The sequence below is a fragment of the Halorubrum trapanicum genome (assembly GCF_002355655.1).
In the GTDB taxonomy this organism is placed as follows: domain Archaea; phylum Halobacteriota; class Halobacteria; order Halobacteriales; family Haloferacaceae; genus Halorubrum; species Halorubrum trapanicum_A.
The window spans coordinates 2,284,161-2,296,870 of sequence record NZ_AP017569.1; the positions used below are offsets into that span (position 1 = coordinate 2,284,161).

A 12,710-nucleotide genomic window follows, 5' to 3' on the forward strand; every position below is an offset into this window, starting at 1 on the left:
CCGGCCGCTCGCAGGCACGCGCCACCGCGGATCGGTTTATAAACAATGACTCGGTCGGAATTGCGGTCGCGTTCCTACTCCACGCGCTCGCGGGCGGCAGCGATAAGCATCGGGAGCATCACCGTCGCGTCGCCGTGGACGGAGGCGTTGCGCGCGTCCTTCTCCAGTTTCCCCCACGAGCGCGCCTCTTCGAGGCTCGCGCCGGAGAGCCCGCCGGTCGCCTCCGGGTCCATCGTGATCTGGACGGCGTAGTCGTACGCGCGCGGCGTGACGAGCATCGTCTGGAGCGTGAAGTTCTTCGGCACCCCGCCGCCGACGAGCAGGCAGCCCGCGTCGTCGGCCTCGAACGCGAGGTCGGTGAGTTCGGTCATGTCCGCGAGGGCGTCGAGCGTGAAGTCGGCGGTCTGGGCGTACATCCACGCCTGAAGTCCCAGCACCGAGTCTTGGACCGCCGGACAGTAGATCGGCACGTCGCACTCGTAGGCGGCGGCCGCGACGCCCGGCCCCTCCGAGACGTCGTCGCGCTCGTTGACCGCGGCGTTCGCGCGGCCGAGCTCGCGCGTGAGGTCCGCGATGGAGACGGCGTCTTCCCCCTCCAGCGCCGGGAACACCTCCTCGCGGAGATGGCCCTCGAAGTCGGCGAAGTGCTCCTGCGGGAGGTAGACGTTGTAGATGCGGTCGACCCCCTCGTCGCGGAGCCCCTCGTCGTGCTCGCGGGGCGTCTTCTCCGGGTCGTGGGTGCGCCCGTGGTGGTGTTTCCCGCCGATCGCCTCGATGGAGTCGTGGGTGAGGTTCGCGCCCGTGGTCACCAGGGCGTCCACGTACCCGTCGCGGATGAGGTCGGCGACGATCCGGCGCATCCCGGCGGGCACCATCGCGCCCGCGAGCGAGAGGAAGACGGTACAGTCGTCGTTCTCGAACATCTCCGCGAGCACGTCGCCGGCCTCGTTGACGGCGGCGGCGCCGATCCCCGCGTCCCCGTAGCCGTCGACGAGCTCGCTCACCGTCATCCCGGCGGTCGCTCGCGTGTGACCCACCGGGTCCTCGCCGAACTCCTCGCGATGCGGCTCGTGGCCGCCGTGTTCGTCGCCGTCGCCGCCCCCTCCCGCCTCCTCGTCGCTGTCGGTCATGGCTCCGGATGGGATCGGCGCGCGTTTGAAACGACCGATCTATCGGCCGGCGCTCCCGCCGCTCACGGGCGGGAACAGCGCGAGCTCGTCGCCCGCCTCCAGCGTGGCGTCGAGCCCCTCGTCGTGGCGGACGCTCCGCCCGTTCCGCAGGACGTTGATGTGGTCCGCGACGGTCCCGTCCTCCATCACCCTGTCACGCAGGTCCGGGTGCGCGTCCAGCAGCGCGTCGAGCGCGTCGCCGACCGTGTCGCCCGGCTCCGCGTCGACGGTCACGTCGCGGTCGCCCGCGATCTCCGCGAGGTCGGCGAACAGCTTCCACTCCATGGCGGATCCCCGCGCGGCCGACTCAAGAGCGTTGCGTCCCGTCGGAATCGGTTCCCTCGTCGACCTCGGCCTCCGCGCCGAAGTCGATTCCCTCGTCCAAGTCGGTTTCCCCGTCGCCGTCGTCGAGTTCGGCGTCGCGTGCGGCCGCGGACGGCGTCTCGGTCCCCCCGGCTTCCGCGCCCGCGTCGGCCGGCGACGCGGCGGCCGTCTCGAACCGGCGGATCGCGTCCGGCCTACCGACGAGGTACACCAGGTCGCCGGCGCCGAAGGCGTACGCGCGCGGCGGGATCGGCTGGACGGGCCCCTCTGCCGGGCGGACCGCGGCGACGACGGCCCCGACCTCGCCGACGGTGCTCCCGTCGAGGTCGCTCCCGGCGCCGACTGCGACGGAGGCCATCGTCTCGTCGGCGGTGCGCAGCAGGGAGGCGAACTCGCGGTCGGCCTGCGGCTCCGCGGGGAGGGTCACGAGCCGGTAGCCGCCCTCGTCGGTCAGCCGTTCGGCGTCCGACTCGTCGAGCGCGACGGTGACGGCGTCGCCGGCGACGCCGCGAAGCTCGCCGGTCGCGACGCGCTTCGGCTCCGGGTCGTCGCGCCACAGCTGGACCGTGTCGCCGACGGTGGCGTTGTTCGGGGGGTCCGCCGACACCGCGACCGCCGCCGACCCCGGCGCGAGCGTCGGGCCGAGCCCCGCGGCCCGGGAGCCGACCGCGAAGTACTCGACGGTCCCGTCGGCGTCGAGGTCGACGTCGACGTAGCCGACGCCGTACTCGTCTTTGAGCCGGGTAACGAGTCGGTCGCGGAGCTCCGCCGCCGAGAGCTTTCGCGGGAACAGCAGGGTCGTCTCCGCGAGCTCCGTCTTCTTCTCCGGCGAGACGGGGTCGTACGTGTCCATGTCGGCGATCTCGTCGGCCGGCGGGAGCGTCACCGCGGTGAACCGGCCGACCGCGCGCACGACCCCGCTCAGCTCTCCCTCGAGCTGCTTGGCGCCGGAGAGCGCGAACACGTCGACCGCGAGGCGGTCGCCCGCGTACCGGCCGACGGGAGCGATCACCGCCGCGACGCCGAGCGAGACGAGGTTGAAGAACACGCTCTCGGGCGCGAGGAGGGCCGGGTTGTCCCCCACGGCGACCGACCCCAGCGAGGTCGTGTTGAGGTATAAGGCGACGACCGAGACGCCGATCAGGCCGGTCACTCCCTCCGGGATCTCCGTGCGGAAGTACCAGCGGTACGCGAGCGCCGCGCCCGCGGCCACGAGCGCGACCACGACCGCGAACGTGACGAGCGTGACCGCCGCCTGTCGCGGCCGCGCGAACCCCACGTCGACGGCGGCGACGGCGAGGCCGCTCGCGACGAGGCCGAGGTCGACGGCGCCGACAATCGCGGTGACCGCCCCCGGGCCCGCGATGGCGCCGAGCGCGAGCGTCACGCGGCCACCTCCGCGAAGCGGTCGAGCGCGTCGCGGCTCCCGACGACGAACAGGTCGTCGCCCGCCGACAGCGCCTGCGAGCCGTCGGGCGCGATCGTCCACGACTCGTGGCGGGCGGCGAGGACGGCCACGTCGTACGCCTCGCGGACCTCGGCTTCGCCGATCGTGTGACCGTCCAGCGGCCCGCCGGCGGCGACCGTGACCCTCCGGAACCGCTTCCCCGCCCGGCGCAGCAGGGCCGTGAGCTCGTACTCGCGGCGGGTGCCCCGCGACAGCACCAGCACGCGACCGCGGTCGGCGCGGAGGAGCGCCGCCGCCTCGGAGCGGTCGAGCGCGAGCGTCACGCGCCCCTCGCCGCCGGTCGTGGTCGGGGCGGTCGCCGCCGGCGGAGGGGAGACGGCGCCCTCGCCGCCGTCGGTCCGAGCGTCGTCGTCGGGGTCCGGGTCCTCGCCCGCGGGGGGAGCGGGCTTCGACGCTGCCCCCGCCCCCGGCTCCGGCTTCCCGCCCGACCGGGCGGCGATGACGGCGCCCTCGGCGTCGAGGTCGGGCGTGATCACGCGGACGACGTCGCCCCGGGCGATGCCGGTCGGGACCAGCGCCGACACCGACACCGCGCGCTTCCCGGCGGGCACGCGCTTCGAGAGCGCTCCGGTCGGCGGCGCGGCGGCCACGGTGGCGCGCGCCTTCTCGTCGATCCGAACCGCCACGTCGGCGAGGTCGAGCTCCGTCTGGAGCCGCTCCGCGAACCGGTCTTCGAGCTCCGCGAGTGGGAGGTCGGCGGGGAACGTCCAGTCGCCGTCGAGTATCGCGCGGCGCGTGTCGGCCGGCAGCGGCGGGTACCCCTCCATGTCGTTCACCTCGCCGGCGACCTCGACGGAGACCCGTCCCCGACCGCCGACGAGCTCGATCACGTCCGTCGAGAGCGTCCGGTCCCGGAGCTGCTTGAGCGAGATGCGCTTCGGGACGCTGGCGCCGAGCCGGTCCCCCTGCGCGTGGGCGTACATGGAGAGCATCAACACCACGACGATCGCCGTGAGGATCGCCGGCGCGCGCTCCGACGACCGGATCGTCTCGTCGTTGAGCGCGAGCAGCCCGCCGTTGATCCCGGCGATCGCGAGCGACAGCACGACGACCCCGAGCCCGGGGATCGTCACGTCCGTCACGTACTTGAACACGAACCCGAGGGTCCCGGCCACCAGCGCGGGGACGATCCCGGTGATAACGCCGAGGTAGATCCCGAAGGCGATCTCGACGGGCAGCGACATACGCCCCTCAACCGGCGGGGCGGTTAAACGTGTGTCGGCGCGGATCGCGTCGCGGGAGTCGCGGCGCGGTGGTCGCGGCGCCGACGCCGTGGAGGACGCCGGACTCGCTCGCCCTCGCGGGGTTTAAGTTCGGTCTCGGCGACGCGGGGGTATGGAGCTGACCCGGGACTGGGTGACCGTCCGAGCGTCGATCCTGTTGACGTTCGCGGTCGCGGTGCTGTCGATCCTCGCCGGGCTCGCCCAGATCGGCGGGCTCGGCGTCTCCGGGCCGCTCGCCCCGCTGGTCCCCGACTTTGTCCGACAGACCGTCGGGTTCACGGGGACGATCACGGGGTTCTCGATGCTCGGGAGCGGCTTCGCGCTGAAGAACGGCTACCGCGTCGGCTGGTACTCCACGGCGGTGTTGCTCCCGCTGACCGCGATTCAGGGGCTGATGCAGGCGTCGGTCCTCTCGTTTCCGCTGGTGGCGCTGTCCGTCCTGTCGCTGCCCGCCCTCCTCTACAACCGCGGGCGGTTCGACCGGAAATTCTCCCCGTCGCCGACCCAGCTCGCCGCGGGCGCGGCGCTCGTGACCGCCCTCTCGTACGGGACGGTCGGCACGTACGCGCTCCGCGACCAGTTCAGGGACGTCGAAACGATCGTCGACGCGTTCTACTTCACCGTCGTCACCGCCTCCACGGTCGGCTACGGGGACATCACCCCGGAGGCCGGCGCCGCCGCCGACATCGCGCAGCTGTTCGTGCTCTCCTCGCTCGTGATGAACGTCGCCGCCTTCGCGGTGGCGCTCGGGGTCCTCCTCACGCCCGCCATCGAGGCGCAGCTCTCCAAGGCGCTCGGAAAGATGACAGACAGACAGATCGACCTCCTCGACGACCACGTCCTCGTCTTAGGCTACGGGGACCTGACGGAACCGATTCTCGAAGAGCTCGCCGCCCGCGAGGGCGTCGAGTACGCCGTCGTGACGCCCGACGAGACCGCCGCGAGGCGGCTCGCGGAGCGCGACATCCCGGTGTTCACGGCGGACCCCAGCGACGTCGACCCGCTCGAACGGGTGAACCTCGACGGCGCCCGCGCGGTCGTCGCCGCGACCGAGGACGACGCGCGCGACGCGCTCGCCATCCTCACCGCCCGCCAGCTCAACCCGGACGTGCGGATCGTCGCGGCGGTGACCCAGCGAGAGAACGTCGACAAGCTCCGCCGCGCCGGCGCCGATCAGGTGATCTCGCCGTCGACGCTCGGCGGGCACATCCTCGTCGACTGCGCGTTCGGCGCCGACAGCAAGGAGGCGACCGAGGGAATCTTAGACGACGTCGACCTCGACGACTGAACGACGACGGCGCGTCGACCGGCCGCAACGCGCCACCCTGCCGCCGACCGCTCAGCGGCTCTGCCGTCCCTTCGTCTGCCGGTAGTCGCGGCTCAACACGTTCTCGCGCATGTGATCGCGGAAGGCGTCGGCCTCGTCGTCGCTCATCTCCGCCGGCTCCTTCATCGGCACCAGCTCGAACCCGCGCCCGCGGATCGTCGTCGCGTGTTCGGCGTCGACGTCGAAGGAGTCCGGCCGGCGCGTCGTGTACTCGACGGCCAGCTCCCGGAGGGGTCGCTCGCCGACCGGCACGATGATCTGCGGGTTGATCATCCGGATCTCCGCGTTGAGGAACGGCTCGCAGGTGTCGACCTCGCGGTCCGTCGGGTCGCGATCCGGGTGTCGACAGCGCGTCAGGTTCGTGAAAAAGATGTTCTGGACGTCCGGCTCCGCGGCGTCCGGTTCCGAGCGGACGAAGCCGAGGTCACCGAATATCGACTGGACGCGCTCGCCGCCCCCCTCGCCCGTAAAGGGAACGCCGTTGCGCTCGGCGGCCGCCGTCGGCGCCGTCCCGACCACGAGGAACTCGGCGCCGACGTCGCCGTAGCCGTGAACGACGCGGTCGCGGGCGCCGCACAGCTCGTCGCAGTTCTCGCAGTCGGCGTCCATCGCGAACGGGTTCTCGAACTCCGTCTGGTTCGCGTCCACGGTCGGAGTGGGCGCTGTGGGCCCCTAAACGCTCCGGCGCGAGGCGGGTCTCCCCGCCGACCCCGCGTCGAGAAAACGGCCGCGTCAGTTCGGCACGTAACAGTCGCCGTCGCAGTCGACGAGCCCCTCGCTCCGGAGGGTCTTCAGGATGCTGTACAGGGAGAGTTTCTTCATCCCGAGCGACTCGCCCATCTCCGAGACCGTGGCGTCGCCGTTCGTGGTCAGGTAGAGGTACACGAGCTTGGCGCGGGGCGACTGGAGCTCCCGGGGGAGCGCCGGGGCCGTCGCGGACGCGGTTTCGGCTTCTAACATCTTGTCCGATTCGTTGAGTTCGACGATAATAAACCCCCATTTCAACAATCGTCGAAACTCTAGAAGGCGCTCGAAAGCGCTTGCCTCCGGCGAAAACGGCACATTCGAACGAAGCACGTCGATCGACGAACGCTCAATCGACGAATATCGACGCCAGATTTCGATCGTCGACGGATAGCAAACCGTGAACGATCCGGATCGATCGGGCGAGGCGCGGGGGTCCGCGACGGCGCCCGGCGAGGTCCGCGCGGGACCCCCGCGTCGCGAGCGGCCGAACGTCGGCGGCCGGCTCAGTACGAGCGGCTCTTCGGTTCGTACGTCTTGTTCTCGCCCTCGAGGACGACCGGCTTGTACCACAGCTCCGGCTCGCCGTCGTTCCACGAGATGAGCGTGTGCTTCAGCCAGTCCTCGTCTTTGCGCTCCTGGTGTTCCTTGCGCCAGTGGGCGCCTCGGAACTCCTCGCGGGCGAGCGCGCCCATCGTGAGCGCCTCGGCGATGTCGAGGATGTTCCGCGTCTCGATCGTGTGGATGAGGTCGGTGTTGAACGTCCGCGACGGGTCCGACACCGCGACGTCCTTGTACGCCTCGCGGGCCTCGCGGAGGTCTTCGAGCGTCTCCTCCAGCCGGCCCTCCTCGCGGAACACGTTGACGTTCGCCGTCATCGTCTCCTGGACCGCGGAGCGGATCTCCGCGTGGTTGCGGCCCTTCCGCGAGAGCAGTTCGTCGACGCGGTCCTGCGTCCGGTCGACGGCGCCCCCGACGACGCTCTCGGCGTCGGTCGCCACCGCGCCGCCGTCGGCCGCGGCGGGGTCCGAGCCGTCCGTCTCGCCGACCTCGACGCCGAACTCGTAGTCGGCCGGCTCCCAGTCGCTGGACCGGCCGGTCGTGACCTCGGCCTCGCCCATCTCCTCGCCGGCGGCGTGGCGCCCGGCGCGCTTGCCGAAGACGATGAGCTCCGGGAGCGCGTTCCCGCCGAGGCGGTTCGCGCCGTGGACGGAGGCGCAGGCGCACTCGCCGGCGGCGTACAGCCCGTCGATGACGGTCTCGCCGAACTCGTTCGTCTCGATGCCGCCCATCGCGTAGTGCTGGCCGGGCTTGACCGGCATCGGCTCCGTGAGCCCGTCGGCGCCCTCGAAGTCCTCCGCGAGGTGGAGGATGTTCTCCAGCCGGTCGAGGATGCGCTCCTCGCCGAGGTGGCGCATGTCGAGGTGGACGTACTCGTCCTCGATGCCGCGCCCCTCGTTGACCTCGGTGAGCTCGGCGCGGGAGACGACGTCGCGGGAGGCGAGCTCGCCGTCGTTGTTCGCGTAGCCGTGTTCGAACATGAACCGCTCGCCGTCCTCGTTGTAGAGGATTCCGCCCTCGCCGCGGACGCCCTCGGAGATGAGGACGCCGGTCGACGGCAGCGTCGTCGGGTGGAACTGGATGAACTCCATGTCCTCCATCGGGACGCCCGCGCGGTACGCCATCGCGACGCCGTCGCCGGTGTTCGCCACCGCGTTGGTGGTGTGGTCGAACACCTGCCCCATCCCGCCGGTCGCGAGGATGACGCCGTCCCTGGCGCGGAAGCCGCTAATTTCGCCGCTCTGGATGTCGTACCCGACCACGCCGTGGCAGGTCCGCTCCGCGGGGTCGTCCTCGTCGGTGACGGCCAGATCCATCACGTGCCACTCGTCGTACACCGTGATTCCCCGTTTGACCACCTGCTCGTACATCGTGTGGAGCATCTGGTGGCCGGTCTCGGCGCCCGCGTACGTCGTGCGCGGGAACGAGAGGCCGCCGAACGGCCGCTGAGAGACGCGCCCGTCGTCCTCGCGGGAGAACGGCATCCCCCAGTGTTCGAGGCGGATGACCTCCTCGGGGCTCTCCTGACAGAGCGCCTCGACCGCCGGCGCGTCGCCGAGGTAGTCGGACCCCTTCATCGTGTCGTACGCGTGGTCCTCCCAGGAGTCGGCGTCGCGCAGCGCCGCGTTGATCCCGCCCTCCGCCGCGCCCGTGTGCGACCGGACGGGGTGGAGCTTCGACACCATCGCCACGTCCGCGCCCGCTTCCTGTGCCGCGATCGCCGCCCGGAGTCCCGCCCCGCCGGCCCCGACGACGACGACGTCGTGTTCGTGCATTGTTGGTATGTAATTTCGTAGGTTCCGGAGTCCCTTGATACTGTCTGTCGGGATTACCAGAACTTCAGGCTTTGTTTGATGTAACTGAGCATAACCTTCTACTTAATCGGGGATGACTCGCCTCTATGGTTCGAGGAGACGATCCCGATCATAAGTTGCGAAAAGAAAAGGACCGTATTAGGGATTGCGGCTCACTCTCTGACGATGGGAAAGAGGCTGCCCTGGAATTTCTCCGAGCCTTCGATCCTGAGGATATTGAATTCTCATATCAAGACGAGAACGGAGAGACGGAGACACTATCACACAATTCGCTTGAGGGATACGGTCGCAGTATTCGGCTCATCGCTAAAGAGTCGGAAGTAGACCTGTTAGACCATACTGTCGAATCACTCACCGACGTTTTCAACGAGTGGTTTGGGGACTTAGCCGTCGAGACCGTGCGACAGCGACAGGCTGCCGCAATCAAATTCTACCGCTATCACGAGACGGCTGTCGATCCTGACGCAATCTCGCTGAAACAACGAGAGAATAACGGTGGGGCGGTGGATGAACACGATATGTTCACAGCAGACGATATTGACGCAATCCGTGGTGCGTGCGATAACGCCCGTGATAGGTGCCTGATTGAATTGCTACTGTACACAGGCCAGCGTATCCGTGCGATTCAGACACTCCGAATCAAAGACGTCGACCTCGAAAGTGGACATTACTACCTCAATACCGACGCAGACGGTTTGAAAGGCGCGGAAGCTGTTGGTCAAAAGCGCCCACTTCTTGGCGCCGAAAACGCCGTCCGAGACTGGCTTGAGAAACACCCGACTGGCGACCGCGACGACTACCTCATTACAGCTCTGCCATCTGCGAGAAACATCAGCGGAGAAGGTGACTATCTCTCAACACCTGCCATCCACAGCCGTCTGAGTAAGATTGTCGAGGAAGCAGGTGTCGACAAGCCAGCGAACGCACACAATTTCCGACATTACTTCGTGACTAACGCAGTTCGGGAGTTTGATCTTGATCAGTCCCACATTAAGCACCTTATTGGTCACAAGAAGGATTCAGTCGTGATGGAGACGACGTATCAACATCTGACCGACGAGGACCACATCAGAGCAGCACGTGAGGCTACCGACGCGGGCCGCGAGCCAGAACCGAAGGGAGGGAGTTTAACTCCTGAGACGTGTCCAACCTGCTCCGAACCGCTACCAAACGCAGCAAAAGCATGCCCCAGTTGTGGGATGGTGTTTACCCCCGATGCCAAGTCTGTAAAAGACTCTGTCGAAGAGACAGTCCACGAAGGAGCAAAACAGGCAACAACAGACGCCGAGCGCGAAGCGATTGACGCCGTTCGTGAACATATCGAGGAGAACCCTGAGATCGTCGCGGAGAACCCCGAATTGATCAAGCAACTGTTAGGAGACGAGTAACGGCCGCGGGGAAAATCCCCTCCCAATAGTGGCTCCCGTAGTGTCCGTCGCCCGTCGCGAAAGCCCCTACAGTACCATCGTGAACAAAAGATAGCCGACCCCGACAAGTAACACCAGCAACATGAATATCTGCTGTATGGGTGTCATATCCTCAAAGTCCAACTCACCGCCGATCTCATTGCTCATGCCAGCATCAGTAGCATTTCCACCGTGTTGAGTGCCTATCTCAGATGTCGCCTTGTGAACGAATCGTACAGGGGCCGTATTTGGGTCCATACCCATGTCCATCGGGTCATCAGCAAAGTCGTTCTGTAGCCGACGCCATCCCGACATATCCTCAATCCCACACGCACAAGCAATCACGCCATCGTATTCACGCTGATACGCGTCGATTTGACCGCGTAACTTCTTCGTATTGCTGTTGGTCAAATCCTGTTTGAGTTCGATAGCGACAGTATCGTCAACAGCGATATCGGCGTTCTGCTGGCCGTGCTCAGTCTCAACGACGTGGGTTGACTGTTGACCCATCCGACCGCCGCTGTTGAGTTGAGTATCGAGATACTGTTGGAGATCCTGTTGATAGTCATACTCACGGTCATGTTCTTCTTCAGGAACCCAGTCTTTCACCAGCTCGTGGGTCCGTCTTTTGATGTTTCCTATCGCAGCCATACAGAGTCATATCACATCTATTGACTAATAGGTTAGTCTGGCGGCGGAGAGTCAACGCTGTGGCACAGCCACGGTATCCCGCTCCGCCACGTCAGTTATTCTAAGTCTATTTCACCAAAATTTCAGGTTGTTTTTGACCGCCTCGCGCTTCAGCTCCTGGATGTGCTCGGTAAGGGGGATGTCCTTCGGGCACACCTCCGTACAGGAGAACTGCGTCTGACACCGCCAGACGCCGTGTTCCTGCTCGATGATCTCCAGCCGCTTCTGTTTCATCTCCTCGCCCTCGCGTTCGTCCATCGCGAACCGGTACGCCTTGTTGATCGCGGCCGGCCCGAGGTACTCGTTGTCGCCCGCGGCGATGTTGCACGAGGACATGCACGCGCCACACCAGATACAGCGCGTGGACATCTTGATCTTCTCGCGGTTCTCCCGGTCCTGGCGCTGCTCTTCGAGCTCGCCGTCCGGGTACTCGTCCGTCTGGAAGTACGGCTCGACGGCCTCCATCTGCTCGTAGAAGTGCTCCATGTCGACGACGAGGTCCTTCGTCACCTCGGCGTGCGGGAGCGGCTCGACGCGGACCGGCTCCTCGAGGTCCGAGATCTGCGTCTTACACGCCAGCTTCTGGCCGCCGTTGACGAACATCGCGTCGGAGCCGCAGACGGCCTGCCGGCAGGAGTGCCGGAACGTGAGCGAGGAGTCGTACGTGTCGCGCGCGTACATCAGCGCGTCGAGGACGGTCATCCCCTTGGTGAACGGGACGTGGAACGTGTCGAACCGCGGCTCCTGTTTCCCCTCCACCTGCGGGTCGTAGCGGAACACCTTCAGCTCGATCGTGTCCTCGTCGGCGGCCGCCTTCTCGGCCTCCTCCGCCTGTCGCTGCTCGCGGCGCTCGGCCGCGCGGCGCCGCTTCTCCGCGCGGCGCTCGTCGCCCTTCGAGGCGGGCTCCGTCTCGGTCTCGGTCGATTCCTCGGTCTGCTTCGGAATTTGCGTGCTCATGGTCGGTTCAGTAGAGTCCGATGCCCGCCCACGCGTTCGCGGTGCGGATTCCCTGCGCGATCAGCACGACGCTCGCGGCGACGAGCGTCCACTTGATCACGGTGCGTTTCGTGCCGGTGAGCCCCTGGTTCACCAAGGCGTTGTAGACGCCGTTGACCCCGTGGAACGTCGCGGTCACGAGGAAGAGGATCATCAGCGAGTAGTAGCTCAGCTGCTCCATCCGGGCGGAGCTGGCGAGGAACGACACCTCGTCGGCGTGGTGGACGAAGTGGAGCAAGAAGAAGTGGAACGCCAACACGACTAAGAGGAAGACCGCCGTGACCCGCTGGAGGAACCACATCCGGCCGCCCGACTTGAACGAGGAGTAGCGCTCGGCCATCTCAGAACGCCCCCGCGATGAACGTCGGTACCGACGCGACGGTGATCGCTCCGGTTAAGATTAGCGACGCGTAGAAGCTTTTGTCCTGTGCGTCCAGCCCGATCCCGAGGTCGGTGAGGAGGAGTCGGGTCCCGTTGAGCATGTGGAACACCGCCACCGCGAGCAGGCCGACCTCCAGGAGCCGCACGAGCAGCAGCCCCTCCAAGGAGACGATCGTCTGCGTGTACACGTCGGTGCCCGCGTTGATGGCCGCCTGACTCGCGCCCGCCGCCGGAATCCCCGTACTCAACACGGCGATGTGCGTGAACAGGTACCCGATGAGCACCCATCCCGTGAACTTGTGGAAGATCCACGCCCACATCCCCGCCTCGAACTCCCGCCAGCGGCCGAAGTCCTCGATGAGGCCTCGATTGTACGACTGACTCATACCTAACGGTTCTGAACCGCGCTCGTATAGTAGTTACTAACACGGCGGCCTGCGCGGCCGGATCCCCGGAGACACCGATCGGAGCGAAATCGGAACGTACGGGGGTTCATGCGGCCGAGTTCTGAAACGGACCCGTCCCGCGAAACCCGTCGGTGTGACGCCGTTCCACGCCGTGGGTCGTCGCGGAAGCCTTATATGTCCCACTCCCGGTTCTACGGTCG

General features: G+C 67.1%; 13 protein-coding genes. 2 read left to right on the plus strand and 11 right to left on the minus strand.

The genetic code is table 11. From position 1 onward, the window contains the following. Nucleotides 1-74: 74 nt before the first annotated feature. From CPZ01_RS11140 to CPZ01_RS11155, 4 genes are read right to left on the minus strand one after another with little or no spacing between them, the layout of a single operon-like run. The gene (locus CPZ01_RS11140) at nt 75-1,130 is read right to left on the minus strand and encodes a deoxyhypusine synthase (RefSeq protein ID WP_096395054.1); all 1,056 of its coding nucleotides are present in this window, start codon (nt 1,128-1,130) and stop codon (nt 75-77) included. 39 nt (nt 1,131-1,169) lie between these two features. Further along, entirely contained in the window at nt 1,170-1,454 is a 285-nt protein-coding gene (locus CPZ01_RS11145) for a ubiquitin-like small modifier protein 1 (protein ID WP_096395102.1), read from the minus strand. A gap of 22 nt (nt 1,455-1,476) precedes the next feature. Continuing rightward, the gene (locus CPZ01_RS11150) at nt 1,477-2,832 is read right to left on the minus strand and encodes a cation:proton antiporter regulatory subunit (RefSeq protein WP_096396257.1); all 1,356 of its coding nucleotides are present in this window, start codon (nt 2,830-2,832) and stop codon (nt 1,477-1,479) included. Nucleotides 2,833-2,876: 44 nt separating this feature from the next. After that, nucleotides 2,877-4,145 (minus strand): potassium channel family protein, encoded by a 1,269-nt coding sequence (locus CPZ01_RS11155; RefSeq protein WP_096395104.1) that lies wholly within the window; start codon nt 4,143-4,145, stop codon nt 2,877-2,879. A 151-nt stretch (nt 4,146-4,296) separates the two neighbouring features. Between CPZ01_RS11155 and CPZ01_RS11160 the strand changes: the two genes are divergently transcribed. Next, nucleotides 4,297-5,472 (plus strand): NAD-binding protein, encoded by a 1,176-nt coding sequence (locus CPZ01_RS11160; RefSeq protein WP_096395106.1) that lies wholly within the window; start codon nt 4,297-4,299, stop codon nt 5,470-5,472. A 51-nt stretch (nt 5,473-5,523) separates the two neighbouring features. Here the strand turns inward: CPZ01_RS11160 and CPZ01_RS11165 are convergent, their stop codons facing one another. From CPZ01_RS11165 to CPZ01_RS11175, 3 genes are all read right to left on the minus strand, one after another. Next, nucleotides 5,524-6,159: a uracil-DNA glycosylase gene (locus CPZ01_RS11165; protein ID WP_096395107.1), complete on the minus strand. Its 636-nt coding sequence runs from the start codon at nt 6,157-6,159 to the stop codon at nt 5,524-5,526. Nucleotides 6,160-6,243: 84 nt separating this feature from the next. After that, a complete protein-coding gene (locus CPZ01_RS11170; protein WP_096395108.1) occupies nt 6,244-6,471 on the minus strand; it encodes a TrmB family transcriptional regulator in 228 nt (75 codons plus the stop codon). Between the two features lie 290 nt (nt 6,472-6,761). After that, on the minus strand, nt 6,762-8,591 hold the full coding sequence (locus CPZ01_RS11175) for an FAD-binding protein (RefSeq protein ID WP_096395110.1): 1,830 nt from the start codon (nt 8,589-8,591) through the stop codon (nt 6,762-6,764). Nucleotides 8,592-8,716: 125 nt separating this feature from the next. On the opposite strand from CPZ01_RS11175, the gene CPZ01_RS11180 reads away from it, so the two are divergent. Next, nucleotides 8,717-10,018 carry a site-specific integrase gene (locus CPZ01_RS11180; protein ID WP_096395112.1) on the plus strand — a complete coding sequence of 434 codons (1,302 nt, stop codon included), beginning with the start codon at nt 8,717-8,719 and terminating at the stop codon, nt 10,016-10,018. Between the two features lie 66 nt (nt 10,019-10,084). Here the strand turns inward: CPZ01_RS11180 and CPZ01_RS11185 are convergent, their stop codons facing one another. From CPZ01_RS11185 to sdhC, 4 genes are all read right to left on the minus strand, one after another. Then, a complete protein-coding gene (locus tag CPZ01_RS11185; RefSeq protein ID WP_096395114.1) occupies nt 10,085-10,687 on the minus strand; it encodes a hypothetical protein in 603 nt (200 codons plus the stop codon). Between the two features lie 111 nt (nt 10,688-10,798). Then, on the minus strand, nt 10,799-11,683 hold the full coding sequence (locus tag CPZ01_RS11190) for a succinate dehydrogenase/fumarate reductase iron-sulfur subunit (protein ID WP_096395116.1): 885 nt from the start codon (nt 11,681-11,683) through the stop codon (nt 10,799-10,801). A 7-nt stretch (nt 11,684-11,690) separates the two neighbouring features. Further along, nucleotides 11,691-12,062 (minus strand): succinate dehydrogenase hydrophobic membrane anchor subunit, encoded by a 372-nt coding sequence (locus CPZ01_RS11195; protein WP_096395118.1) that lies wholly within the window; start codon nt 12,060-12,062, stop codon nt 11,691-11,693. Between the two features lies 1 nt (nt 12,063). After that, nucleotides 12,064-12,489 carry a succinate dehydrogenase, cytochrome b556 subunit gene (sdhC, locus tag CPZ01_RS11200; protein ID WP_096395120.1) on the minus strand — a complete coding sequence of 142 codons (426 nt, stop codon included), beginning with the start codon at nt 12,487-12,489 and terminating at the stop codon, nt 12,064-12,066. Between the last annotated feature and the right edge of the window lie 221 nt (nt 12,490-12,710).